Source organism: Paractinoplanes deccanensis (genome assembly GCF_016862115.1).
In the GTDB taxonomy this organism is placed as follows: domain Bacteria; phylum Actinomycetota; class Actinomycetes; order Mycobacteriales; family Micromonosporaceae; genus Actinoplanes; species Actinoplanes deccanensis.
In genome coordinates this window covers 19,882-44,929 of sequence record NZ_BOMI01000038.1, presented here as the reverse complement: position 1 = coordinate 44,929, position 25,048 = coordinate 19,882, and the positions used below count along the sequence as shown (strand labels likewise).

Below are 25,048 nucleotides of genomic sequence, written 5' to 3'. Positions count from 1 at the left end.
GAAGAAGAGAAAGTCCGCAGAGGGCAGTGACCATCGAGGCGCGGCGCGGCAGGGCCGCGGCGTCAGCGGATGGTCAGGCGAGAGCGGACGGAGGCGCGCGCGATCCGCGGGCGCCGGCGGTGTGCTGAGCGGAGAGGACGCGCGTGCGGTCGGCGACGGGAACGCCGGGCGTGCGCGCGGGAGCCGCATCCGGTGACTCCGGAGTGTCGGCTGTGGACCCTGCGGCCGGTGCGGCGGGGGAGCTGGTGCTGTGGGTGACCCCGGCGGTGACCGGCCCGGCGACCGCTGCGGGGGCGACGAGGCCCAGCGTCAGCAGCAGGAGCAGGGCAGGCAACGACCGCAGCAGAGCGCCGCGCAGAGAGATCGTTGCCATGTCCCCAATGTACCGACTTGATCTCGAACTGCGCGGCGCCACTCCGACCGAAGGGTCAGGCTGTTCGGCAGGTCAGGGAGGGCCAGGTCCAGTTACCGCCGTGCTGGATGGTGAAGCCGAAGACGTTGCCGCTGCCGTTGGGGCGGGCGGTCATCACGTTGCCGGTCGAGTCCCAGCTCACCGAGGCGTTCCAGGTAGCGATGATCTTTTGGGGCGAGCGGACGGTCACGGTGACGATCCAGTTGGTGGCGCCGCTGACGGTCACCTGGCCGTTGAAGCGGTCGGACCACTTCTGGCCCTCGGCGTAGGTGGCGGTGCAGCTGCCGCCGGGCGCCGGGGTGGTCGTCGGCGGGGTGGTCGGCGGGGTGGTCGGCCCGTCGGACGGTGCGACGGCGCGGCCGGTCGACGGCGAGATCATGCCGGCGCAGAGCCCGCGCTGGGCCAGGCCGGCGGCGATCTGCGGGATCGCGTTGATGGTCGTCTGGTAGTTGTCGTGCATCAGGATCAGCTGGCCGTTGGTGAGGGTGCTCGCGGCCTGCACGATCTGCGCGGTGCTCGCCCCGTTCCAGTCCTGCGAGTCGACGTCCCAGGTGACCGTGCGCAGGCCCAGCGCCGAGGCGGCCGCTTGCAGGGTCGCGTTGGTCTCGCCGTACGGGGGACGGAAGATCACCGGGGTGCCGCCGCCGGCGTTGCTGATCGCGGTCTGGGTGCGTGACAGCTCCGACGACATCTCGGCCTGGCTCAGGGTGAGCATGTGCGGGTGGGTGTAGCTGTGGTTGGCGACCCACATGCCCGCGGACACCTGGGCGGCGACGAGGCCCGGGTTGGCCGCCGCGTTCTGGCCGGTGTTGAACATCGTGGCCCGCAGCCCGGCCGAGCGCAGCGCCGAGAGCAGCTGGTTCGTCGTGCTCGGGTTGGGCCCGTCGTCATAGGTGAGGCCCACGTAGCCGTTGGGGCAGGCGTTGGCCGGCGGCGTCGTGGTGGGCGGCGTGGTCGGGGTGCCCGGCCCGGCGGCGTTGAGCGCGTCGAGTGTGGCCGTGTACGCGGCCTTCTTGTTGCCGCTGTTGTCGAAGAGCAGCGGGGTGTCGCTCGCGCGCCACGAGTCGCTGTCGCGCACGCCCCACACGGTGATGCCGGTGCAGCGCGCCACCGCGAGGCAGGCGTTCACGACCGTGCGGTACTTGTTGGCCTGGTCGGTGCCGGAGCCCTGGATGTCGAGCTCGGTGATCTGCACGTCCACGCCCAGCGCGGCGAAGTTGGAGACCGTCGTCTGGAAGTTCGACGGCACCGGGTTGCCGCTGTTGAAGTGGGCCTGGAGCCCGACGCAGTCGATCGGCACGCCGCGCGCCTTGAAGTCGCGGACCATGGCCAGCACGGCCTGCGTCTTGGCGTGGCTCGGGTTGTCGATGTTGTAGTCGTTGTAGCAGAGCTTCGCCCCGGAGTCGGCCGCCCGGGCCGCGCGGAACGCCGCCTCGATCCAGTCGTTGCCGGTGCGCTGGAGGTTGGAGTCGCGCCGCGAGCCGTCGCCGTTGTCCGAGAACGCCTCGTTGACCACGTCCCAGGCGTAGATCTGGCCGCGGTAGTGGGTGGCGACCTGGGTGACGTGGTTGAGCATGGCGTTGCGCAGCGCGGTGCCGCTCATGTTCTGCATCCAGCCGGGCTGCTGCGAGTGCCAGGCGAGGGTGTGCCCGCGCAGCCGCTTGCCGTTCGACGTGGCCCACTGGGCGATCCGGTCGCCGCTGGAGTAGTTGAACTGGTTCTGGTTGGGCTCGGTGGCGTCGAGCTTCATCTCGTTCTCGGCGGTCACCATGTCGAACTCGCGGTTCGCGATCGTGGTGTACGTGGAGTCGCCGAGCTTGCCGGCGCTGATCGCGACGCCGAAGTAGCGCCCGGACTGCGCGGCGGAGGCGCCGAGCGTGGTGGCCGCGCTGGCCGAGGGCGCCAGCGCGATCGCTCCGGCGGCGGCCAGCAGGCCGGCGGTGCCGGCGATCAACAGGGATCGAGGACGGATCCGTCTGTGCACGGTGACTCACCTTCTCGTCGGTAAGGGGGAGCGGGCGGGCCACCGGTGGAAGCGGCCCGCCACGCGAATCGACGATCGTCGTTGGCTCCCATCTTGGGGAGCGCGACACGGATGAGTCAACCTTTAACTTACGGCAATCTATCGAAACTTTCAGAAGCGCTGGCCAGCACGTGGTGGAGAGAGTGATCAGCCGACAGGAAGGGGTATGGCCGAAACTTCCGGTAGCTCGGCAAAAAGCTCGCCGCCTCAGCCGACGTGCCGCAGGGCGGTCAGACCCTCGACCGGCACGCGACCGAGCAGGCTCCCCGACGAGGCGTCCAGCCAGGCCACCCGGTCGCGGCCGCCGGCGTACAACCGTTTGCCGTCACGGCTCAACCGCAGGCCGGTCACCGGGTCCGCGAGGGACCACCGCGCGGTGACCCGGCCGGAGGCGCGATCGACGACGTGCACGTCAGTCCCGCACGCGGCGTAGGCGCGTCCCCGGCCGAGCGCGAGGTGACCGGCGGCCGCGAGGGCCGGGATCCGGGCGACCTTCTCGATGGCGAGCGAGGCCGCCGACGCGAACGCGATCGACCCGCTCGCGGCGTCGAGGACGGCGAGGTGGGTGGCGTCGGCGGCGAGCGCGTGCCCCTCCGGCAGGCCGTGGCCGAACGGGTCCGGCAGGTCGAGGCAGTAGGCCCAGCGTTGCTCCAGGTGCAGCACGTGGACGAAGGCGTGCACGTCGTTGCGCGTGCCGTGGAGCAGGTTGCGGGTGTGCTGGTGGTCCGGCTGGTGCGTGTAGAGGGTGTAGAGCACCTTGCGGTCGCCGGAGAGCACGGCCTGCCGTCCGCTGCCGCGCATCTCCTCCTCGGCGCCCGCGGGGACCGGCACCTTGTCGCGGGTGAGCAACGGCTGGAGCTGCCCGGTCGCCAGATCCAGCAGCCGTACGCGGTAATGGTCCGGCTGCGCGGCCGGCAGCCACTCGAGCACGAAGAGCCCGGCGCCGTCCGACGTGAAAGCGTCCGGCTCGACCACGCCGGGCAGGTTGTACTTCTGCAGCGGCTGGTCCGCCACCACGAGCAGCGGGCTCGTCGTCCGCGCGGCCGGCGGTTCCGCGTGCGCCGTCCTGGTCAGGACGCAGACGTTGCCGGCCTCGGCGACCACCCGGGGCACCCATCCACCCCCGATCTCCGTGCTGTGGACGGGTGCCCCGGTGGCGGCGTAGACGCGGGTCAGGCCCGTCTCCCCGGCGACGTACGCGATCGTGCCGTCCCGGCTCAGGGCGGCCGCGGCGCCGAGCGGGCGGGACTCGGTGCCGGTCAGGCGCACCAGGCCCCGTCCGCTGTCGGCCAGCACGAGGTCCGGAACGTGTGGTGGCGCGGCGACGGCTTGCGGCTCGCGGCAGGCGGCGAGGGCGGCAACGCCTCCGGAGAGGGCCAGAAAGGTGCGGCGCGTGGTCATGCCCGGATGACACCGGCCGCCGCGCGGAGGTTCCGGGAACCCTTTCCGCGCGGGCGGTGTCAGGGCAGTGTCGGTGCGAACGACCGGAGGTATCCGAGCTGAGCGACACCACCGAGCTGGACGACGCGGCGGCCGTGACGCGGGCCCGCGACGGCGACCTGGGGGCCTACGAGGTCCTGGTCGCCCGCTACACCGCGCCCGCGCACCGGGCCGCCGTGCTGCTCGGCGCCGGTGACGACGCCGACGACGTGGTGCAGGAGGCGCTGGTGAAGGCATTCCGGCAGCTGTCGCGCTATCGCGGCGAGTCCGGCTTCCGGCCCTGGCTGCTCGCGATCGTCGCGAACGAGACGCGCAACCTGCACCGCTCCCGCAAGCGCCGCGACGGCCTCGCCCTGCGCGCCGCCGTCGCGGAGGGGCCGCGGGCCGACGCGCCCGACCCGGCCGACTCCGCCATGGCCCACGAGCGCCGCGAGCACCTGGTGGAGCATCTGCGCAAGCTGGGCGACCGGGACCGCGAGGTGCTCGTCTGCCGCTTCCTGCTCGACCTCTCCGAGCAGGAGACCGCCGCCGCCCTCGGCGTTCCGAAGGGGACGGTCAAGTCGCGGACCAACCGGGCGCTGGCCCGGCTGCGCGAGGGCCTGGAGGTGGCCGGTGCCTGACCGCGAGGACGACCTGATCGCCGAGCTCCGCGACCTGGCCACGTGGCTGGAGGTGCCCGAGCCGGCGGACCAGCGCGCGGCCGTCCGGTCCCGCATCGCGCGGACGGCGAGGCGGGTGAGCCGCTGGAAGGCGTGGGTGGCCGGTCTGGTGGCCGCGGTCGTGGGCACCGTGATCGCGGTGGCGCCGGCGAGGGCGGCCGTGGTCGGCGCGGTGACCGAGGTGCTGCGGGTCGCCGGCATCGAGGTGCGCCGCGAGGCCGCCCCGCCGCCACCCGCCGCGAGCCCGAGCCCGCTGCCCGGCGCCGGCGACCTTCCGCTCGACGAGGCCCGCAAGCTCGTGCGGTTCCCGGCCGCCCTAGGCGACCCGGAGCGGGTGCAGCTGGCCGACGAGGGCCGCGTCGTCTCGCTCTTCTACCGGGGCGGATCGATCCGGCTCGACCAGATCGACGGGTCGGCCGCCGCCTTCCTCAAGCAGGCCGGGCAGGTCGAGCTGACCCAGGTCGGCACGGCCCTCGCCGCCTGGCTTCCCGGCCCGCACACGCTGACCTACATCGACCGCGCCGGCGTCGAGCGCACCGCCACCGCGCGCCTCGCCACACCCACGCTGATCTGGGACGACAACGTGCGCACGTACCGCCTGGAGGGCTTCACCGACCTGCACCAGGCACGTCAGGTGGCGCTGTCCATGCAGTAGGACAACGGTTGTCCACATCGCGCCATGTCGCCACTGCGGCAGCGAACAGATCTCCCGGCAAGCAACAGGTGAACTCCAGAATGCGTGTCACCCAGCACGCTAAGGAGCCCGACCTTGCCAGCATCGAAGCGTCTCACCGGTGCCCTCGTCGGCGTCCTGATCGGAGCCGGCGGCGCGGCCGGGTTACCGCCAGGCCCTGCCGCCGCCGCTGCCGCCCCGGCCGCACCCGTCCCCGCCGCCGCTCCCCCCGCGGTTGCGCAAACGATCACGCTCGTCACGGGCGACGTCGTCGAGCTGGCCCCCGCCGGCGACGACCGGGTCGCGGCGACGGTGCGGCCGGGGCCCGGACGGGAACGCGTCCGATTCTCGACCGTCGAGACCGAGCAGGGCGTCCGCGTCCTGCCGTCCGACGCCCTTCCGCTGCTGCGCGAGGGCCGGCTCGACGCCGAGCTGTTCGACGTGCAGCACCTCATCGAGCAGGGCTACGGCGACGCGGCCCGCGGCACCCTCCCGCTGATCGTGCAGGGTGCGCAGGCCGGCGCCCGCACGCTCGGCGGCGACGGCACGGCGCTGCCCAGCCTGGGCGCGGTCGCCGTCAAGGCCGGCAAGCAGGACCTCGCCGCCTTCTGGCGCACCCAGGTGACGGCGGCGACCGGCGCACGCACCGCGACCACCGCGACGCACATCTGGCTCGACGGCAAGGTGAAGCCGGTGCTCGACCGCAGCACCGCGCAGATCGGCGCGCCCACCGCGTGGGCGGCCGGGCTCGACGGCAAGGGCGTGACGGTCGCGGTGCTCGACACCGGCGCCGACGCGAGCCACCCCGATCTGGCCGGCAAGATCGACGAGGCCCGGGACTTCAGCGGCAGCGCCGACACCGGCGATCACTTCGGGCACGGCACGCACGTCGCGGCCACGGTCGCCGGCACCGGCGCCGGCTCGAACGGCACCCGCAAGGGCGTCGCCCCCGGCGCGCGGCTGCTGATCGGCAAGGTGCTCGACGACAGCGGCTCCGGGTACGAGTCCGGGATCATCGCGGGCATGGAGTGGGCGACGGGCCAGGGCGCCAGGATCGTCAACCTGAGCCTCGGCGGCGAGGCGACCGACGGCACCGACCCGATGAGCGCCGCGGTGAACGAGCTCAGCGCGTCGACCGGTGCGCTCTTCGTCGTGGCGGCCGGCAACGAGGGTGCGAGCTACAAGGTCGGCACGCCCGGCGCGGCCACCGGCGCGCTCACCGTCGGCGCCGTCGACCGTGACGACCGGATCGCCGGTTTCTCCAGCCGCGGGCCGCGGGTCGGCGACGAGGGCCTCAAGCCCGAGATCACCGCGCCCGGCGTGGACATCGTCGCGGCCCGCGCGGCCGGCACCACGATGGGCACCCCGGTGGACGAGCTCTACACCTCGGCGTCCGGCACCTCGATGGCCACGCCGCACGTCGCCGGGGCGGCCGCGATCGTCGCGCAGCAGCACCCGGACTGGAGCGGCGAGCAGATCAAGCAGGCGCTGGTCAGCACCGCGAGGACCACGCCGGACACCCCGGTGTTCGCGCAGGGCGCCGGCCGCGTCGACCTCACCCGCGCCACGACCCAGAAGGTCGCGGGCACGGGCGTGGCCGACTTCGGCCTCCACCAGCTGGGCGAGAAGCCGGTCACCAGGACGGTGACCTACACGAACGCCGGGAGCGCGCCGGTCACGCTGACCCTGACGGACGACCTGGCCGCGATCACGCCCTCCGCGTCGACGGTCACCGTTCCGGCGGGCGGCAAGGCGGACGTGGTCCTCACGTACGACCTGACGAACCCCGGCCAGATCGGCGGGTGGCTGACCGCGACCGCGCCGGGCGGCGTGCTCGTCACCACGGCCCTCGCCGGGACGCTCGACCGGGAGCACCACAAGGTCACCGTCAAGGCCGTGGACCGGTCCGGCAAGCCGGCGGCCGTCTCGGCGATGCTGATGTTCGGCGACGACCCGCGCTTCGACGTGCTCGACGCGATCTTCGCGGGGCAGACCAGGACGTACGAGGTGGCCGAGGGCGACTACCTGCTCGACGCCACGATCGCGGACGGCTACCCGCTCGACGAGCAGGACACGCTGATCACCAACCCCGAGCTGCGGGTGGACCGCGACCTCGAGATCACGCTGGACGCCCGTACGGCCAAGCCTGTCAAGATCGAAACGCCCCGGCCGGCGGAGCAGCAGACGGTGTTCAGCTACTACGTGCACCGCGTGACCGGATCGGGCCGCGGCATCATCAACGGGTTCATGAACTTCAGCTCGGTGCAGGCGGTAAACGTCACCCCGACGGCGAAGCTGCGCAAGGGCAGCTACGAGTTCTCCTCCCGCTGGCAGTTGGTCGCCCCGATCGTCCGCTCGTCGCTGCCCGGCGTCGACCTCAACCTGACGGCGAGCTCGCCGGTCTGGAGCGGGACGAGGCGGTTCGACCTGGTCGCCGGGCTCGACGGCGACGTCAGAGGCAAGGCGGTCGTGCTCGAGACCGACAACTACTACGACGCGGCGCTCCAGGCCGCGGAGGCCGGAGCGGCGGTCGCCCTGGTCGTCTTCCCCGGCACGATGTCCGCGTGGGGCTCCTGGCAGCCCGACGGCGAGCGGATGCCGATCGTCAACGCCGTGGTGCCGAACGACGACGGGCAGCGGCTCCTCGCCGAGGCCCGCAAGCGTCACGGCTCCATCTCGCTGACGCTGACCCCCGACAGCCCCTACCTGTACGACGTCTTCCAGGTCTCGAAGGACCGCGTGCCCAGCCAGATCGTCCACCGGGTCACGGCGGCCAACTCGCAGCGGATCACCACGCGCTACCAGGACAACGGCGGGTTCGACTGGGTCCGCGAGCAGCGGTTCGGCTGGCGGCCGGCGCAGGAGTACTCCTGGAACGACGCGCAGCGGGCGGTGCGGACGCCGTCGGTGCGCGAGGAGTGGGTGTCCACCGGTGACACGGTGTGGCAGCACCAGGTCCACCACGAATACCCGTTCAACTCGATCGGGGCGTCGCTCGACGGCGGCTTCCAGGACGACCCGACCTCGTACCGCAAGGCCGGCACCTCCGCGGAGACGTGGGCGGCGCCGGTGCTGCGGCCGGCCGGCTCCGGGGCCCGCGAGGGCAACGTGCTGCGGCTGCGGATCGCCGACTTCGTCGACGCCGACGGGCACTACCAGGTCGACCAGGCCGGTCAGGCCGCGACGCTGACGCGGAACGGCACCTCGCTGGGCGACTTCCCGAACGCGTGGCGGGACGTGGCGGTGCCCGCCGGTGACGCCGCCTACACGCTGACGGTCACGACCAAGCGTGGCGGCGAGGAGTGGCTGTACGGCACGTCGACCTCGACCGAGTGGACGTTCCGGTCGGCGAAGGACGGTGCGCTGCCGCTGCTCCAGCCCTTGTACGACGTGCCGGTGACCCTGAACGGCATCGCCACCGGGCCGCTGCGGGTCAGCGTCCCGGGCGCGAAGCAGGTCAAGGTCGAATACTCGGCGGACGACGGCGGGACCTGGCGGGCCTGGGTGCCCGGCCGGGGAGCCGTCTCGCTGCGGGTCACCGCGAGCGACCGGGCCGGCAACACCGTGCGGCAGACCGTGATCCGTGCCTACGGCAGGCCGTGATGAGGCCGATCGAGCACAACGCCGGCCCGGTCGGCGTGACGGTGCGCCACCTGCGTCACAGCCAGCCGCGCCGGGCGGCCTGGAACGCCAGCCCGGGGCGGGTGTCGACGCCGGCGATGTCCATGAGGCGGTCCAACCGCCGCTGGACGGTCCTGCGGCTCACCCCGAGCTGGGTCGCGATCGACTTGTCCGGCATGCCCGAGACGAAGAGCGAGAGCAACAACCGGTCGGGCTCCTCCGCCGCGCCGCCGTCCGGCAGCAGCGGGGTCGCCCGGTCCCAGTAGCTCTCGAAGAGCGCGACCAGGGCGTCGAGCAGCTCGCTGGGGCGGATCAGCGCCGCGGTGGGCTGCCCGACGCCCCGCGCGGCGTCCGGCACCAGCGGGCAGACGGCCAGGCGGTGATCGGCGATCGCGAGGCGTACGGGCAGGGTGGGCAGCGTGCGCGACTGCTCGCCCAGGCCGATCGCCTCGACGATGCTGTCCAGCTCGCCGGGCTTCTCGAGCAGCTCCCGCTCGTAGATCGCCCGGTAGCGGACGCCGCGCTCCAGCGCCGAGTTCTCCTCGGTGTTCTCCGGGCCCTGCATCGCGATCGGGTTGGCCCGGCAGAACCAGAGGATCTCCTCCTCGGCCGAGTCCTGCATCTCGCGCAGCCGCTCGCGCAGTGCCCGGGCCCCGACGACGATCTCCACGAGGTGCTCGGCGCTGCGCCGGCGGGTGTTGCTGCGATATTCCTCGCTGAGCGCGGCCACCATCTGGCGTGCCGACTCGAGGGCTTGCTGCTCGCGCAGCAGCGCGTCGCCGAGGGCGACGTCGGCGGGCAGGGCGTGGAAGGTTGGTCCCGCGGTGGCCAGGCCCTTGCCGTGCAGGGACTCCAGCACGTCGCGGGCCTCGGCGGGGGAGAGGCCGTCCTGGTCCGCGAGGTCGCCGGCGGTCGCGCCGGCCATTCTCACCAGCACGCGGTAGGCATGCTGCTCCGCGGTCGAGAGCAGGTCGAGCCGTTCAGACACGGCGACAACTGTAAACCTGCCTGTTCATCCACGGATCGACAACTCTACGCATTCGCAGCGATACTCTGTGTGCAGTTGCCGCCACTCGACCGAGGACTCTTCGCCATGACCGTGACCGCGGATGAGGAATTGACGGCGCTCGGCGCCGTAGGCCGGACCCCCTGCCTGGTGATCGACGTGGAGGTGGCCGGCGAGCAGTACCGCCGGATCGCCTCGGCCTTCGCGGATGCCGAGATCCACTACGCCGTGAAGGCCAACCCCGAGCCCGCCCTGCTGCGCGCGCTGGTCGAGGCCGGCTGCCGGTTCGACGTGGCCAGTCGTACGGAGATCGACCTCTGCCTCGCGGCGGGCGCGTCGCCCGCCGACCTGAGCTACGGGCACCCGATCAAGAAGCCCGGCGACATCGCGTACGCGTACGCCCGGGGTGTGCGCCTGTTCGCCTTCGACAGTGCCGGCGAGCTTGACAAGATCGTCACGCATGCGCCCGGCTCCGCGGTGATCTGCCGGCTGCTGGCGTCGTCCGACGGCGCCCGGTGGCCGTTGAGCCGCAAGTTCGGCTGTACGGGCGAGATGGCCGTCGACCTGATGAAGGCGGCCGCGGTGTGCGGCCTCGACCCCGCCGGCCTGGCGTTCCACGTCGGCTCGCAACAGCTCGACCCCGGCCGGTGGGAGCCCAGCGTCGCCCTGGCCGCCGACATCTTCCGTACGCTGGAACAAAGTGGACTTTCCCCGCGCATCCTCAACGCGGGCGGCGGCTTCCCCGTCGACTACCGGGTCTCCGCCCTCCCGATCGCCGCCTACTCGGTGGCCATCCACGCGGCGCTGTTCCGGCATTTCGGGCACCGCGCCCCGAAGCTCATGATCGAGCCCGGCCGCTACATCGCCGCTCCCGCCGGCGTCCTGCACGCCGAGGTCGTCCTCGTGTCCAAAAAGTCCTATTCGGACGAGTCCCGCTGGGTCTACCTGGACGTCGGCCGCTTCGGCGGCCTGGCCGAGACCGAGGACGAGGCCATCCAGTACGCCCTCGCCACCGCCCACGACGACGGCCCCACCGGCCCGGTCATCCTGGCCGGCCCCACCTGCGACAGCGTCGACATCATGTACCAGCACGCCCACTACGAGCTCCCCCTCGCGCTGCGCGCGGGCGACGTCGTCCGCATCCTCGGCACGGGCGCCTACACCGCCACCTACGCCTCGGTCGGCTTCAACGGCTTCCCCCCGCTGCGCACCCTGACCAACCCCTGACCCGGCGGGTCGCCACGTGGGTGTCATGTGGCGGTCGGGAGGTTGTCCCCGCTTCGACACCCGTCACTGAGATGGTGCTGCGGTGTTCGGGGATCACGGCGGGTCGCGCGCCGTCGGGCTTGCCGGGGGTCTGCTTGTCGCCGTGGGTGGGCTGGGGGCGGGGGCGCTGCCCGTCGGGGTGAGCTTCTTCGCCGGGCTGACCCATGTGCGGCTCGGGCTGGTCGCGGTCTACAGCGGGCTCGCCCTGCTCCTGCTCGCCTGGTGGTGGTACGGCCAGGCGACCCGGCACGGCGACGACGTGCGGGCGCACTGGTGGACGGCTGCGCTCTGGTCGGCGCCGCTGATGCTGGCGCCGCCGGTGTTCAGCCGGGACGTCTACAGCTATCTCGCGCAGGGGCTGATGGCCGGCCGGGGGTTCGACGTCTATCGGCAGGGGCCGGCGAGCCTCGGCGGGTTCATCGCCGCGCAGGTGCCTCAGATCTGGCAGCACACGCCCAGCCCGTACGGGCCGGTCTTCCTGGCGGTCGCCCGGGCCTTCGGCGGGGAGCACCTGCTCGGCGGGGTGGTCGCGATGCGGCTGGTGGCGGTCGCGGGGCTCGCCCTGCTGGCGTACGTCGTGCCGATCCTCGCCCGCAGCACCGGGATCCGGCCGTCCTCGGCGCTGTGGCTGGCCGTGCTCAACCCGCTCGTGCTGATCCACTTCGTGGGCGGGGCGCACAACGACGCGCTCATGGTCGGGCTGCTCGCCGCCGGGCTGGCCGCCGCCGTCCGGGACCGCCCCGTGCTCGGCTCGGTGCTCGTGGTCGCCGCCGCGCTGGTCAAGGTGCCCGCCGTCGCCGGGCTCGCCGCCGTCGCGCTGATCTGGGCGGGCCGGATGGGCGGGCGCCTGCGGCTTCTCCGGGCGGCCACCGCCGTCACCGTCACGGCCGCCGTCTCGACCGCCGCGCTCACCGCCGTGGCCGGCACCGGGTACGGCTGGCTGGGCACGCTGGACACCCCGATCTCGCCGCACAACCTGTCGCTGGTCAACGTGCTCGGCCGCGCCACCGCCGGCCTGCTCGAGGACGACGGCGTCGGCGCGGCGTTCACCCAGAACCTGTGGCGCTGGGCCGGCGTGCTCGCCACGCTGATCGTCGCGGGTCTCGTCTGGTCGCAGATCAAGGAGCTCGGCGTCCTCTACGGCCTCGGGATCGTGCTGGTCGCGGTCGTCGTGTTCGGCCCGGCGCTGCGCCCGTGGTATCTGATCTGGGGCCTGGTGCCGCTCGCGGCCGCGGCCGGTCACCGCTGGGTGCGGCGCGCGCTCGCCGTCGCCTGCGCGGTGCTGGCCCTGGCCGTGCTGCCGGACGGGTTCGCGGTCGACGCCGAGGAGTTCCTGCTCGCCACGTCCGGCGCGCTTCTCGGCGTGTCCGGCTTCCTCCTCGTACGGCTGGCGGCCGTGCCCGCCCGAGAGCTGGCCACCCGATGACTCTCCGCCCGCGTGCCCAGATCGTGGTGGTCGCCGTCACGGCGATCGCCGTCGGCGTCTTCCTGGTGACGGTGCCGACGTTCCGCGAGTTCTTCGACCTCGGCGTCTATCGCGGCGCGGTGCACTACTGGCTGGTCGACGGCGGCGAGCTCTACGACTTCCTCTACGACGGCACCGAGTACGGCTTCACCTATCCGCCGTTCGCCGCCCTGGTGTTCAGCCCGCTCGCCCTGACGAGCTGGCCGGTCGCCGTCGCGTGCGGCGTGGTGCTCAACGCGGCCTGCGTCGCCGTGCTGCTGCGCTGGTACGTCGTGCCGGTGCTGCGCCGCCACGGGTGGCCGCTGTGGATGTCCGCCTCGCTGGTCTTCCTCGCCGTCCTGGTCTTCGAGCCGGCCCGCGACACGTTCAGCTTCGGTCAGGTCAACCTCGCGCTGCTCGTGCTCGTCTGCTCCGACCTTCGCCGTACGCAGTGGCGCGGCCTCGGCATCGGCATCGCCGCCGCGATCAAGCTGACGCCCGCGGTCTTCATCGGCTACCTGATCCTCACCCGGCAGTACCGGGCGGCCGCCGTCGCCTCGGCCACCGCCGCCGGCGCCACCCTGCTCGCGTTCCTCGTCGCCCCGGACACGTCGCGCCGGTTCTGGACCGAGACGCTCTGGGACACCGGCCGGGTCGGCAAGCTCGAGTACGTCTCCAACCAGTCGCTGCGCGGCGTCGTCGCGCGGCTCGGCGCCCCGGCGGTCTGGTGGCTCGTCGCGGCCGCCGTGATCCTCGTCATCTGGTGGCTCGCGGTCCGCCGGGTGCGCGACGACGTCACCGGCTTCGCGCTGACCGGCATCGTGGCCTGCCTGCTCAGCCCGGTCACCTGGGTGCACCACCTGGTGTGGCTGCTGCCCGCGATGTTCCTGCTGGTGGACCGTGCCCTCGGCCGGCACGACCGGCGTGCCCTCGCGCTCCTGTTCGCCGCCTACGTCGTGCTCAGCAGCAGCGTCGTCTGGCTCTGGTGGGCGGGCGCGGACGGCTTCCTCGCCGCGGTCGGCAGCAACACGTACGTCTGGATCGCCGTCGCCCTGCTGGTGGCGCTCGAACCGCCCGGTCGAGCGACTTATACGGCCCGGCGCCGCCCTCCCTACGTTCGAGGAGTCCCTGACGACCTCGACCTGCGGGAGCGACCGTGAGCACCCCCTACGACCTGATCGCGAAGGTTCCGGCCTTCACCGTCACCAGCACCGACGTGGCCGACGGCGCCGAGATGAAGCCGGCGCAGGCCAGCGGCGTCTTCGGCGCGGGCGGCGACGACGTGTCGCCCCAGCTGAGCTGGAGCGGCTTCCCGGCGGAGACCAAGAGCTTCGTGGTCACCGTCTACGACCCCACCGCGCCGACCGGCTCCGGCTTCTGGCACTGGGCCGTGGCCGACATCCCGTCCACCGTCACCTCGCTGCCGACCGGCGCCGGCTCCGCGGACAACGCCCTGCTGCCCGAGGGCGCGTGGCAGCTCGCCAACGACGCCCGGCTGCGCCGCTACATCGGCGCCGCCCCGCCGGCCGGCAGCGGCCGCCACGACTACTTCATCGCCGTGCACGCCGTGGACGTCGAGTCGATCGGCATCGACAAGGAGTCGACGCCGGCGTTCCTCGGCTTCAACCTGGCCGGGCACACCCTGGCCCGCGCCGTCCTCACGCCGTACTTCTCCGCCTGACACGCAGCGGGAAAGGGAGGGCCGCCGATCCGGCGGCCCTCCCTTTGCGCCTGCGTCAGAAGCCCGCGACGACGACCTTGCCCACGTTCGAGCCCTTGCCCGTGCCGACCAGGCGGTGCGCCTCGGTCAGCGTCGCGGCGTTCACCGGGCCGAGCCGGGTGGTCAGCGTGGTGCGGATCAGGCCGGCGTCGACCAGGCGGGCCACCTCGTCGAGCAGGCGGCCCTGGCTGTCGTCGTCCGGGGCGTACAGGGGCTTGGTGAACATCAGCTCCCAGTGCCACGTGATGCTCTTGGACTTCAGCTCCTGCACGCTGTCCACCGAGTCGATCGCGACCACGTGACCGAACGGCTTGAGCAGCTTCGCGAACTCGTCGACGTTGCCCTTCGAGTGCGGCGAGAAGACGTACTCGACGCCGTCGGGGGCCAGCTTCAGCACCTGATCGGCGAGGCCGGCGTGGTGGTCGATCACGTGATGGGCGCCCATCTCCAGGGCCCACTTCCGCGACTCCGGGCGGGACGCCGTGCCGATGACGGTCAGGCCGGTGAGCTCCCGGGCCAGCTGGGTGATCATCGAGCCGACGCCGCCGGCCGCGGCGAGCGCCACGATGGTGCCGGAGCTCGACGCGTCCAGCCGCAGGTGGTCGAAGAGCGCCTCCCACGCGGTGATCGTGGTCAGCGGCAGCGCCGCGGCCTCGGCCATGTCCAGGCTCGCCGGCTTGCGGCCGACGATGTGCTCGTCGACCACCTGGAGCTCGGCGTTGCTGCCCTGCCGGCGGATGCTCCCGGCGTAGTAGACCTCGTCGCCGGGCCGGAACCGGCTGACCCGGGGGCCCACCGCCTCGACGACCCCCGCGGCGTCGTAGCCGAGGATGCCGTGCCCGCGGCCGGCGCTCTGCACGTCGACGGGGTTGACGGAGACGGCGTGCACCCGCACCAGCAGGTCGTGCGGCCCGGGAGTGGGCTCGGGGGCCTGGACGTCGGTGAGGCGATGGGCGGAGGTGACGGCTACCGCGCGCATGGTCGGTCCTTTCGGTCGTTTCCCGCGACGGTGCCCCCGGGAGAGCGCGCGACCATGCGTATGTCGACTGGGATCTCGGCACCGGCCAGTCGACGTACGGGTGGCCGGGCGGGCGAAGCCGGACAGTCTGGGCCCATGACAGCTGACGCACTGGGCGCGTGGGTCGCGCCGGACTTCGAGGTAGTCGCCGAACTGCACGACCTGATGCCGACGGGCGTGACCGTCACCGACGACGGCCGCGTCTTCGTCTCGGTGCCGCGGTGGGGCGACGAGGTTCCCTACACGGTCGCCGAGATCGTCGACGGCAAGCCGGTCCCGTATCCGAGCCGCGAGTTCAACGACGAGCACCTGATCTCGGTGCAGAGCGTCGTGGTGGACCCGCGCGGCCACCTCTGGCTGCTCGACACCGGCAGCCTCGCCTTCGCCCCCTGGGTGGACAACGGCCCCAAGCTGGTCGAGATCGACCCGGCCACCGGCGGCCTGGTGCGGATCGTCCGGCCGTCGGCCGCGGCCCTCACGCCCACGACCTATCTGAACGACGTGCGCTTCGACCTCTCCCGCGGCGAGGCCGGGTACGCCTACATCACCGACTCGCAGCCCGAAGGCGCCCTGATCGTCGTCGACCTGGCCACCGGCGAGAGCTGGTCGCGGCTGCGCGGCTACGCGAGCACCCGCGCGGTCGACGGCTTCCGCGCGGTCGTGCAGGGCGTCGTGCGGGACAACTACGTCGTCGGCGCGGACGGCATCGCGATCGACGCGACCGGCGAGCGGCTCTGGTTCTGCCCGCTCTCCAGCCGCCGGCTCTACAGCGTGCCCACCGCGGCTCTGCTCGACCGCTCGCTGCGCGACGACGAGGTCGCCCGGCAGGTCACCGACCACGGCGACAAGGGCGCCTCGGACGGTCTCGAGTCCGACACCGAGGGAGCGCTGTACGCCACCGCGTACGAGCACAGCGCCGTCCTCAAGCGCGCTGCCGACGGCACCTGGTCGACGCTGCTGCACGCGCCCGGCGCCCTCTGGCCGGACACCCTGGCGCTGGCGGCGGACGGCCACCTCTACGTCAGCGTCAACCAGCTGCCCCGCTCCCCGCTCTTCAACGGCGGTGTGGACGACCGCATCCCGCCCTACCAGATCGTGCGTGTCCCGGTCGGCGCCCGGCCCGTGCGGCTGGTGCGCTGATCGCCGAGCCGCTCGAGGAGATCGGCCCGTGGACCGAGGACGACCGGACGTTCCGGCGGCCGGCCGTCACGGTGTCGTGAGCACGAACAGCCTGACGAGCTCCGGTACGCCCGCACGGGTGATCAGCCCGGCCTCGGCGAGCTCGTCGACCTGGTCGTCGGCGTCGACGGTCTCGCCGCGCGCGAGCGCCCGCAGCACGGACCGGCTCCGGGGGGAGAGCCGTTCGCAGGCGCTCGCGAGCGCGTCGCGCATCCGCAGGTCGCCCGCCACCAGCCGGTCGAGCCGCCGCGCCGGGTCGGCCAGCCGGTCGGCGAGCGTCGCCGCGGTCCAGCCCGGCCGGCTGAGCAGGCGGCTGCCCGCGATCCGCAGGGCCAGCGGGTAGTTGCCGCAGAGCCGCGCGATCTCGTGCAGCGCCGGGTCGTCGCCGTCCGCGTGGACGACGGCGCGCAGCATCGCCGCCGCGTCGTCGTCACCGAGCGGCCCGGCCCGCAGCCGCTCGGCGCCGATCAGCCCGGTCAGCGGCGACCGGGCGGTGATCACCACGGTGGTGACGCCGTCGTGCGGCAGCAGCGGCCGGACCTGCGGCTCGTCCGCGGCGTTGTCGAGCATCAGCAGGCGCGTGCGCTCGGCCAGAGTGCGTCGCAGCAGGTCGGCGCGGTCCTCGGCGGCGGCGGGGATCGCGGTCTCCTCGACCCCACAGGCCCGCAGCAGGCGGTACGCGACGAGCGCCGGCTCCAGGCCCCGGAGGTCGACGAAGAGCCGCCCGCCGGGGAACCGGTCGCAGGAGGCGTGGGCGGCGTGCACCGCGAGCGCCGTCTTGCCGATGCCGGGCGGGCCGCACAGCACGACCGAACCGCCCGGCCGCATCAGCTCGCCGAGCCGCGCGAGCTCGGCGGCGCGCCCGGTGAAGTCCGGCAGGTCGGCCGGGAGCAGGCACAGCGGCGGTGCCTCCGCGGCCGGTGGGCGGGCCGCCTCGTACAACGCCGTCCGGTCGGCGTCGCCCACTTCCAGGGCGTCGGCGAGCGCGCGAACGGTCCGGGCCTGGGGCTCGAGGCTCCGGCCGCGCTCGATGTCGCTGATCGCGCGGACGCTGACGCCGGAGCGCGCGGCGAGCGCCTCCAGCGTGAGCCCCGCCGCTTGCCGCAAGCCGCGCAGCCGCCGCCCCAGCGGAACCGCCGACATGACCCTCCCCATAACACCGGTCTCTACGCCCGTTTTCCGCTACTTCGCACCCACGGGCGACGACCGGCAGAAGTGTTCTGCCTGCTTTCTGCATGGTCGCTTCCGCAGCTCAGAGCTTAGATCCCAAGCGGAGGGGAGGCACCATGACCATGATCGCCGAGAGCGGCGGCCCGGCTGTCGCCGAACTGCCGGGTCGTGCCGCGGAGCGGGACCGTCTGAGCCGGGCGGTGCGCGACGCCGGGAACGGCCGGCAGGTGATCGTCCTGCACGGCGAGGCCGGCATCGGCAAGACCGCGCTGCTGCGCGCCTGCGCCGCCGACGCCGCCGCCCGTGGCTTCCGTGTGGTCGAGGCCGCCGCACTGCTGTCCGCGGCTCCCGGGGCCGATCCCGTCGATCTGCGGATGACGATGCTCTCGTCGGTGGCGGACCTGTGCCGCCGCGGCCCCGTCATGATCGTCGCCGACGGGGTGGGCGACGGCGACGCCGACGTGGTCGGCCTGCTCATGTTCGTGGCGCGGCGGCTGAGCCGCGAGCGCCTGCTGCTCGTCTTCGCCGCGCGCGGCCTGGTCGCCTTCGGCCGGGTGAGCGCCGAGGTGACGCTCGTGCCGGTCGGTCCGCTCAGCCCGAACGCCGCCGCCGGCGTCCTGGACGGCCGCCCGGTGCCGCCGCGCGGTGCGGTCCGCGCCGAGATCTTGCACTACGCCGCCGGTAACCCGTTCGCCCTCACCGAGCTGGCCCGCGCGGTCGCCGGCGACACCCTCACGGCGCTGCGGCCGAACTACCGCGTCAGCGTCACCGGCGTGCTCGCCCGGACCTTCGCTCCCGGGCTCGACGGGCTGCCGCCGGCCACGCGGCGGGTCCTGCTCTACGCGGCGGCGTCCGAGCACGACGGTCTCGGCGACGTGCTGGCCGCGGCCGGCGCGAGCCTGGCCGACTGCGCGCCCGCCGAGCAGGCCCGGCTGGTCGGCGTGGTGGGCGGACGGCTCAGCTTCGCGCGCCCGATGGTCCGCGCCGTCTGCTATTTCACCGCGCCCTTCGGCGACCGGCAGGAGGCGCACGCGCGGCTCGCGGCGGTCGCGGCCGAGTCCGCGGCGCGCGACTGGCACGTCGCCCACGTCGGCGGCACCGCCGGCGACTTCATGGCGGTGGCCCTGGAACGCGCCGCCGGGGCCGCCGTCGCGCAGGCCCGGGGCCTGGAGGCCGCGGCCCTGCTGGAACGGGCCGCGGAGAACAGCACCGACCCGCACGAGGCGGCCCGGCGCTACGGCCGCGCCGCCGCCGAGGCCGACCGCTGCGGCGACATCGAGTGGAGCCGGCGCCTCAGCGCGCGGGTCTTCGAGACGACCGGCGACCCGCGGTTGCTCGCCGGCGCGGTCGCGGTCACCGGCAACATCCACATGTACCGCTCCGCCGGCGAGACGCTCGCGCTGGCCGAGCGCCTGCTCCGCAGCGGCCTGCCCGATCCCGGGCTCACCACGTCGGTGCTCGCCATCGCGGCCCGGTCCGTCCTCACCGACGGCGCGGCGGAGGCCGTCGCGACGCTGCGCCGGCTGATGGCGCACCTGCCGGCCGGCTCCCCGAACAAGGCGCTGCGCGCGCTCGCCGAGTGCGTCGCCGACCCGGCCGGCTGGGTCGCCCGCACCGGCCCGCTCGCCGGCTCGACCCTGCTCGACCCGCTCGACGGCGCGGCCGAACGGGTGCGGCTGCTCGCGATCGGCGGCGTCGCCTGGATCGCCGACGAGGTCGACGTGGCGGCCGACCTCTACCGCCGCGCTGTCGACCGGGTGCACGCGGACGGCTCCATCGGCGTGCTGGCGACCGCGACCGTCGCGCTCGTCGAGGCGCTGTTCGACCTCGGCCGGCTCGACGAGGCCGCCCGCCTGCTGGCCGACGCCGACGACCTGGTCGGCGCGAACTCGGCCAGCCCGGTGCGGCGGGCCGTCGTCTCGCAGCGGGCGGTGCTGGCGGTCCGCCGGGGCGACCCGGAGCGGGCCCGGCGCCTGCTCGGCCAGGCGGGCGATCCGGCGCTGGCGGAGAGCCCGTTCGTGGCGTACCTGCTGCACCGGGCGGCGGGCGAGTTCGCCGCCGCGACCGAGGAGCACGAGGCCGCCGTCGAGCACTACCGCGCGGTCTTCGCCGCCGACGGCACCCCGATCCACTTCCTGATGTCCCAGCGCGTCGTCCTTCAGCTGGCCGGCTCGGCGCTCCAGGCGGGCCGCCGCGACGAGGTGCTCGCGCTGCTGCGGGCGGCGCGCCGCCGGGCCGATCCGCCGAGCGCCCGGCGCCGCTGGGCCTGGGACCTGGCCTTCGCCCTGCTCGACTTCGACGGCGACCGCGCGCGGCGGTTGCTCGCCGAGCGCGACGCCGGTGTGCGCTGGCCGTACGAGCACGCCGTCGCCCAGGCCCTGGTGGCCGAGGCGCTGCGCGCCCGGCGGCAGCCGGTGGAGGCGCGGCCGCTGCTCGTCTCGGCGCTCGACACGTTTCTGCGGCAGGGCGCCACCCGCGACGCCGAGGCCGTGCGCGCCCACCTGCGGGCGAGCGGCGTGGTGCGGGCCCAGCACGCCGAGCGGTCCGCCTTCACCCTGCTCACGGCTCAACAGCAGCAGATTGCCCGTCTGGCCGTGCGCGGAATGTCCAACCGTGCCATCGCGGAACACTTCGGGTTGTCGCCCCGCACGATCGGGTTCCACCTTTATCAGATCTACCCGAAGCTCGGCGTCGCGCGCCGCGACCAGCTTCGCGACGTGGTGCCGGAGGTGGTGAGATGACCGAGCTGATCGGGCGCGAGAACGAGCTGCGCACGCTGGAGGCGCTGCTCGACCCGGACCGCCGTGACGCCGCCGCGATCGCGGTCACGGCGAGCCGCGGGCGGGGCACGACGAGCCTGCTGGCCGAGGCCGCGGACCGGGCCGCCCGCCGCGGCTTCCGGGTGCTGCGGGCCACCGGCCACCGCGACGAGCAGGACCTCGACGGCATGGGGCTGCACCAGCTCCTGCGACCGCTGCGGCCCCTGGCAAACGATCTGTCCGAAGAGGACCGGCGGGACGCGGACCCCGTCCTCGCGCTGCGCTCGCGTGATCCGGAGGTGCTGGGTGCCGGCGCTCGCGCCCTGCTGGCCGCCGCCGCGAGCCGCGGTCCGGTGCTCGCCGTGGTCGACGACCTGCACCTGATCGACCGCCTCTCCGCGGACGTGCTGCGCGGCCTGGTCGACGCCGTCGTGCGCCGCCCGGTCGTCTTCCTGCTGGGCGTGCGCGCGCGGCACGCCGCCGGTGTCCGGTCGGCCGGCGTCGCCGTGCTGCCGCTCGACCCGCTGTCGCCGGAGGCCGCCGCCGAGCTGCTCGGCCGCCAACCCGCCGTGCCGCGGGGCCGGGGACGCCTGGAGATCCTGCGCTGGGCCCGGGGCAACCCCCGGGCGATCCTCGACCTCGCCGTCGCGTTCGCCGGGGCCACCAGCGACGAGGTGCTGCGCCCCACGCTGGAGCGCGCCCTGCCGATCCGCGAGCGGCACGCCGCCGACCTGGCCCAGCTGCCACCCGCCGTGCTGCGCCTCGTCCGCCAGGTCAGCGCCCGCGCCGGCGACGAGAGCCTGGGCCAGGTGCTCGCCGCCGCCCAGGTCTCCGACGGCGACCTGCGCCTCGCCCTCGACCTCGGCGTGCTGGAACGCCACGGCCACACCCTGCGCCTGGCCGACCCGCTCGCCGGCATCGCCGCCTATTGCTCCTGCCCGGCGGTCGAGCGCACCGGCCTGCACCGCCGCTTCGCCGCGGTGCTCCCACCCGACTCCCTGGCCCACGCGCGACACCTGGCAGCCGAGGCGACCGGCCCCGACGAGACGATCGCCGCCGCCCTGGAGAAGGGAGCCGGCGGACGCGACGCGGCAGCCCTCCAGAACGCGGCCGAGCTCTCGCCGAACCCCGCCGACGCGGCCCGCCGCTACGCCGCGGCCATCGAGGCGGCGAGCGCCACCGGCCAGACCACCTGGGTGCTCGACCTGCATGCCGCCCTCGCCGCGCTCGACCAGGAGGCCGCTCTCGCCCCGGCCACCGCGCGCACGGTCGCGCTGGCCCACTCCCGCCAGGGCCGCCAGCGCGCCGCCATGGACCTGCTGGCCGAGAGCTGCCGCCGCCGCCCGCCTCGCACCAGCCTCGACGCCCTGCTGATGGCCGCCGCCGCCGCGAACGTCAGCCGCTTGTCCGGCCTCCCGGAGCACCGCGCCACCGTGGGAAGCCTCGCCCGCCTGGCCGACGCCCTCCCCGCAACCGGCACCGGCGACGGCGAGGCCGGTGAGCTAAGGCTGCTCCGGGCCGCGGTCGAGGCGGCCGCGGATCCGTACATCTGCTCGCTCCCGCTCTCGATGCCGCCACCGGAGGATCCCACCCGGGCCACTCTCCTGGCCTACCTGGCCGACGCCGCCGGCGACCTCCGCACCGCGACCACGCTGCGCGCCGGCGCCCTCGAGACGGTCCGCCGAGCCGGCGACCTCGCGGGCGTCGCCGAGGCCCGGCTTCCCTACGCCACCAACCTCGGCGACCAGGGCCGATGGCGCGAGGCCACCGAGGTGCTCGCCGAGGGCCGCCGCCTCTGCGCGCTCGCCGACCTGCCGCTGCTGGAGTGGGAGGTGACCCTCCAGGAGTCCGTCATGGCCGCGCTGCTCGGCGATGCCACAAGGTCCCGGGAGCTGGCCGAGCCCGCCTGGAACGGCATCGACCTGCACCAGAACCGCCGGCTTCGGTACTACCTGGAGGTGGCCGCCGGCAACGCGGCCTTCGCCGAGGGCGATTTCGCGCTGGCGTACCGGCATTTCCAGGTTCTCTTCGACGCCGGCCGGTTCCACCCGGACGCCGGGGCCTACGCGCTGCTCGGCCTCGCCGTGATGGCGCCGCACGCCGGCCGGGAGGCGGAAGGCGCCGAGCTCGTCGCCGGATATCCGCTGCCCGGCCGTGCGCGGATGCGCCTGCTGGCCGCGCACGCCCGGGCCGCGCTGACCGACGACGAGCGCACCGAGGAGCGTTTCCGCGTCGCGGTCGGCGACCCGGAGGGCGAGGCGTGGGCGTTCGAGCGGGCCCTGGCCCGCCTGCACTACGGCGCGTGGCTGCGCCGCAAGCGCCGCCCGCTCGAGGCCCGCGCCCAGCTCTGCACGGCGCTGCGGGCGCTGGAGGCGATGGGCTCCGGGCCGCACGCCGAGATCGCCCGCACCGAGCTGGCCGCCGCGGGCGAGGGCGCCGACCCGGTGCCGGCGGCCGGGGATCCGCTCGGCCGGCTCAGCCCGCAGCAGCGGCAGATCGTCCAGCTGGCCGCGCGCGGCCTGCGCAACCGGGAGATCGCCGCGCAGCTGCGGGTCTCGCCGCGCACGGTCGGCACCCACCTTTACAACGCGTATCCCAAGCTCGGCGTCAGCGGACGCCGCGAGCTCGGCTCACTTCTGGCGGGATGATGTTCTCAGTCGAGGTCGACGGTCTTACCAAGTCCTTCGGGACGACCCCGGTGCTGCGCGGCGTCAGCCTGCGCGTCGACCCGGGTGAGTTCCTCGCCGTGGTCGGCCCGAGCGGTTCCGGCAAGTCGACGCTGCTCTACTGCATGTCCGGGCTCGAGCCGGCGACCTCCGGCAGCGTGCGCATCCTGGGCCGGGACCTCGGCTCGCTGCGGCGCGGCGCGCTCGCCGGCCTGCGGCGCGATCACGTCGGGTTCGTCTTCCAGGCGTACAACCTGATCCCCTCGCTGACCGCGAGGGAGAACGTCGCGTTGCCGGCCCGCCTGGCGCGACGGCGGATCGACGCGGCCGAGATCGACCGGGCGCTGGCGGACGTGGGCCTGGCCGGGCACGCCGCCCACCGGCCCGCCGCGCTCTCCGGCGGTCAGCAGCAGCGGGTGGCGATCGCGCGGGTGCTGGCGGTGCGCCCGGACGTGGTCTTCGCCGACGAGCCGACCGGCGCGCTCGACACGTCGTCCGGCGCCCAGGTGCTCGACCTGCTCGCGAAGGTGCCGGCGGACGGCCGCTCGGTGGTGATGGTGACGCACGACCTGTCCGCGGCGGCGCGGGCCGACCGGGTCGTCGTGCTGCGCGACGGCCTGGTCCACCGCGAGCTGGCGCGTCCGTCGGCCGCCGAGGTCTTCGCCGCGCTCGGGGAGTCCTGAGTGGTCAAGCTCGTCCTCAGCGACCTGGTCGCCAACGCCCGGGTCTGGCTCGGCACGTTCCTGATCGCCGCGGCCACCGCCCTGGTCGGTGCCGTCGTGGCCGGCGACATCGCCACGGCGCTCGCGGTGGGTGGCGACGAGGCCCTTGCCCTGTACGGGATCAGCGGCGTCGTCGCCGCGTTCACGATCGTCACCGCGCTGATCGTGGTCGGCTCCGTCGCGGGCCTGACGGTCACCCTGCAACAGCGCGGGTACGCGTTGTGGCAGCTGGTCGGCATCCGCCCGGCGCTGGTGCGCACGGTCGTGACCAGCCAACTCCTCGTCGTGTCCCTGCTCGGCGCGGTGCTCGGCTGTCTGGTCGCGCTGCCGGTCCTCGGCCCGCTCCACCGGTATGCCTTCGCCGGCTCGCCGGAGCTGGAGCCCCTGCACCCGCGGTTCGGCCTCGCCGCGGCGATCCCGGTCGTGCTGTTCGTGGTCGTCGTGCTGACGATCGGCGGTTCCCGCAGCGCCGGCCGCGCCTCCCGGACCCCGCCGATCCAGTCGCTGCGCGAGATCGAGCCGCCGGACCGCCGGATGACCGTGGGCCGCTGGGTGGGCGGGATCGCGACGCTCGGCATCGTGGCCGCGATCGTGTCGACGCTGCCCGGCACCGGCCCGGACACCCTGGCCGTGCCGCTGATGCTCATCGCGCCGCTGGTGGCCGGGGTGCTCGCCGCGTTCGGCCCGCTCTTGCTGGCCCGGCTGGTGCGCGGCTGGACGTCGCTCGTGCCCGCCGAGGGCCCGTGGTTCCTGGCCCGCAACAGCACGGCCTTCAACGTGGGCCGCAGCACCGCCACGATCAGCCCGCTCACCGTGGCGATCGCGCTGGCCGGCGGCCTCTATTCGGCGAACGGCACGGCCGGCCACGGCGGCAACCTGACCACCGGCTCGGTCGTCCTGCTGCTGGGCGGCCCGTTGCTGCTCGCCGTCCTCGGCGCGGTGGCCACGGTCTTCATGTCGAGCCGCCGCCGGGAACGCGAGTTCGCCCTGATCGTCGCGGCCGGCGGCACTCCCGGCACCGTGCTGGCCGCGGCCGCCTGGGAGGCCGTCATCTACGTCGGCACGGCCCTGCTGCTCGGCGGGGTGTCCGTGCTCGCCACCGCGCTCGCGGGTGCCTGGGCCGCCGGCGTGTTCCCGTCCTTCGGCGTGCTGCCGGCGCTGGCCGTGGCCGCGTTCGGCCTCGTGCTCGTCCTGACGGCGACCGTGCTGCCCACCGCGCTCGCCCTGCGGCACGAGGTCCCCGCCGTGCTGGCCCCCGAGTAGCGCGGCA

Annotated in this window: 18 protein-coding genes; 12 read left to right on the top strand and 6 right to left on the bottom strand. The window is 74.1% G+C overall.

Annotated elements, in window-relative coordinates; all coding sequences use genetic code 11:
- Window positions 1-73 precede the first annotated feature (73 nt).
- The 3 genes from Ade02nite_RS12210 to Ade02nite_RS12200 form a co-directional block, all read right to left on the bottom strand.
- On the bottom strand, window positions 74-373 hold the full coding sequence (locus tag Ade02nite_RS12210) for a hypothetical protein (protein WP_203761720.1): 300 nt from the start codon (window positions 371-373) through the stop codon (window positions 74-76).
- Between the two features lie 55 nt (window positions 374-428).
- Window positions 429-2,396, bottom strand: coding sequence for an endo-1,4-beta-xylanase (locus Ade02nite_RS12205; protein ID WP_203761719.1), 1,968 nt, complete (start codon window positions 2,394-2,396; stop codon window positions 429-431).
- A 246-nt stretch (window positions 2,397-2,642) separates the two neighbouring features.
- A complete protein-coding gene (locus Ade02nite_RS12200) occupies window positions 2,643-3,836 on the bottom strand; it encodes a YncE family protein (protein ID WP_203761718.1) in 1,194 nt (397 codons plus the stop codon).
- Between the two features lie 56 nt (window positions 3,837-3,892).
- Here Ade02nite_RS12200 and Ade02nite_RS12195 point away from each other — a divergent pair, with 56 nt between their 5' ends.
- The 3 genes from Ade02nite_RS12195 (at window position 3,893) to Ade02nite_RS12185 (ending at window position 8,810) form a co-directional block, all read left to right on the top strand.
- Window positions 3,893-4,495: an RNA polymerase sigma factor gene (locus Ade02nite_RS12195; protein ID WP_239168709.1), complete on the top strand. Its 603-nt coding sequence runs from the start codon at window positions 3,893-3,895 to the stop codon at window positions 4,493-4,495.
- The gene (locus Ade02nite_RS12190) at window positions 4,488-5,189 is read left to right on the top strand and encodes a hypothetical protein (protein ID WP_203761717.1); all 702 of its coding nucleotides are present in this window, start codon (window positions 4,488-4,490) and stop codon (window positions 5,187-5,189) included. Before Ade02nite_RS12195 ends, Ade02nite_RS12190 begins: the two co-directional genes overlap by 8 nt.
- 114 nt (window positions 5,190-5,303) lie before the next feature.
- The gene (locus Ade02nite_RS12185) at window positions 5,304-8,810 is read left to right on the top strand and encodes a S8 family peptidase (protein WP_239168708.1); all 3,507 of its coding nucleotides are present in this window, start codon (window positions 5,304-5,306) and stop codon (window positions 8,808-8,810) included.
- Window positions 8,811-8,865: 55 nt separating this feature from the next.
- On the opposite strand, the gene Ade02nite_RS12180 is transcribed toward Ade02nite_RS12185, so the two are convergent.
- Window positions 8,866-9,816 (bottom strand): helix-turn-helix domain-containing protein, encoded by a 951-nt coding sequence (locus tag Ade02nite_RS12180; protein WP_239168707.1) that lies wholly within the window; start codon window positions 9,814-9,816, stop codon window positions 8,866-8,868.
- A 105-nt stretch (window positions 9,817-9,921) separates the two neighbouring features.
- Between Ade02nite_RS12180 and Ade02nite_RS12175 the strand changes: the two genes are divergently transcribed.
- From Ade02nite_RS12175 to Ade02nite_RS12160, 4 genes are all read left to right on the top strand, one after another.
- Window positions 9,922-11,061, top strand: coding sequence for a type III PLP-dependent enzyme (locus Ade02nite_RS12175; protein WP_203761716.1), 1,140 nt, complete (start codon window positions 9,922-9,924; stop codon window positions 11,059-11,061).
- 82 nt (window positions 11,062-11,143) lie between these two features.
- Window positions 11,144-12,526, top strand: a complete 1,383-nt coding sequence (mptB, locus tag Ade02nite_RS12170; protein WP_203761715.1) for a polyprenol phosphomannose-dependent alpha 1,6 mannosyltransferase MptB — start codon at window positions 11,144-11,146, stop codon at window positions 12,524-12,526.
- Window positions 12,523-13,704, top strand: a complete 1,182-nt coding sequence (locus tag Ade02nite_RS12165; protein WP_203761714.1) for a glycosyltransferase 87 family protein — start codon at window positions 12,523-12,525, stop codon at window positions 13,702-13,704. Before mptB ends, Ade02nite_RS12165 begins: the two co-directional genes overlap by 4 nt.
- Window positions 13,701-14,225, top strand: coding sequence for a YbhB/YbcL family Raf kinase inhibitor-like protein (locus Ade02nite_RS12160; RefSeq protein WP_239168706.1), 525 nt, complete (start codon window positions 13,701-13,703; stop codon window positions 14,223-14,225). The genes Ade02nite_RS12165 and Ade02nite_RS12160 overlap by 4 nt, the downstream gene beginning before the upstream one ends.
- 55 nt (window positions 14,226-14,280) lie before the next feature.
- Here Ade02nite_RS12160 and Ade02nite_RS12155 read toward each other — a convergent pair whose 3' ends face one another.
- On the bottom strand, window positions 14,281-15,243 hold the full coding sequence (locus Ade02nite_RS12155; RefSeq protein WP_203761713.1) for a zinc-binding alcohol dehydrogenase family protein: 963 nt from the start codon (window positions 15,241-15,243) through the stop codon (window positions 14,281-14,283).
- Between the two features lie 135 nt (window positions 15,244-15,378).
- On the opposite strand from Ade02nite_RS12155, the gene Ade02nite_RS12150 reads away from it, so the two are divergent.
- On the top strand, window positions 15,379-16,422 hold the full coding sequence (locus Ade02nite_RS12150) for an L-dopachrome tautomerase-related protein (RefSeq protein WP_203761712.1): 1,044 nt from the start codon (window positions 15,379-15,381) through the stop codon (window positions 16,420-16,422).
- A 66-nt stretch (window positions 16,423-16,488) separates the two neighbouring features.
- Here Ade02nite_RS12150 and Ade02nite_RS12145 read toward each other — a convergent pair whose 3' ends face one another.
- Window positions 16,489-17,604: a helix-turn-helix domain-containing protein gene (locus Ade02nite_RS12145; protein ID WP_203761711.1), complete on the bottom strand. Its 1,116-nt coding sequence runs from the start codon at window positions 17,602-17,604 to the stop codon at window positions 16,489-16,491.
- A 143-nt stretch (window positions 17,605-17,747) separates the two neighbouring features.
- Here Ade02nite_RS12145 and Ade02nite_RS12140 point away from each other — a divergent pair, with 143 nt between their 5' ends.
- Genes Ade02nite_RS12140 through Ade02nite_RS12125 form a run of 4 tightly spaced genes read left to right on the top strand, consistent with a single transcriptional unit; the run spans window position 17,748 to window position 25,041 of the window.
- The gene (locus Ade02nite_RS12140) at window positions 17,748-20,372 is read left to right on the top strand and encodes a helix-turn-helix transcriptional regulator (RefSeq protein WP_203761710.1); all 2,625 of its coding nucleotides are present in this window, start codon (window positions 17,748-17,750) and stop codon (window positions 20,370-20,372) included.
- The gene (locus Ade02nite_RS12135) at window positions 20,369-23,038 is read left to right on the top strand and encodes a LuxR C-terminal-related transcriptional regulator (RefSeq protein WP_203761709.1); all 2,670 of its coding nucleotides are present in this window, start codon (window positions 20,369-20,371) and stop codon (window positions 23,036-23,038) included. The genes Ade02nite_RS12140 and Ade02nite_RS12135 overlap by 4 nt, the downstream gene beginning before the upstream one ends.
- Entirely contained in the window at window positions 23,035-23,739 is a 705-nt protein-coding gene (locus tag Ade02nite_RS12130) for an ABC transporter ATP-binding protein (protein WP_203761708.1), read from the top strand. Before Ade02nite_RS12135 ends, Ade02nite_RS12130 begins: the two co-directional genes overlap by 4 nt.
- Window positions 23,740-25,041 carry an ABC transporter permease family protein gene (locus tag Ade02nite_RS12125; RefSeq protein WP_203761707.1) on the top strand — a complete coding sequence of 434 codons (1,302 nt, stop codon included), beginning with the start codon at window positions 23,740-23,742 and terminating at the stop codon, window positions 25,039-25,041. It abuts the gene before it with no gap.
- The last annotated feature ends 7 nt before the right edge of the window (window positions 25,042-25,048 follow it).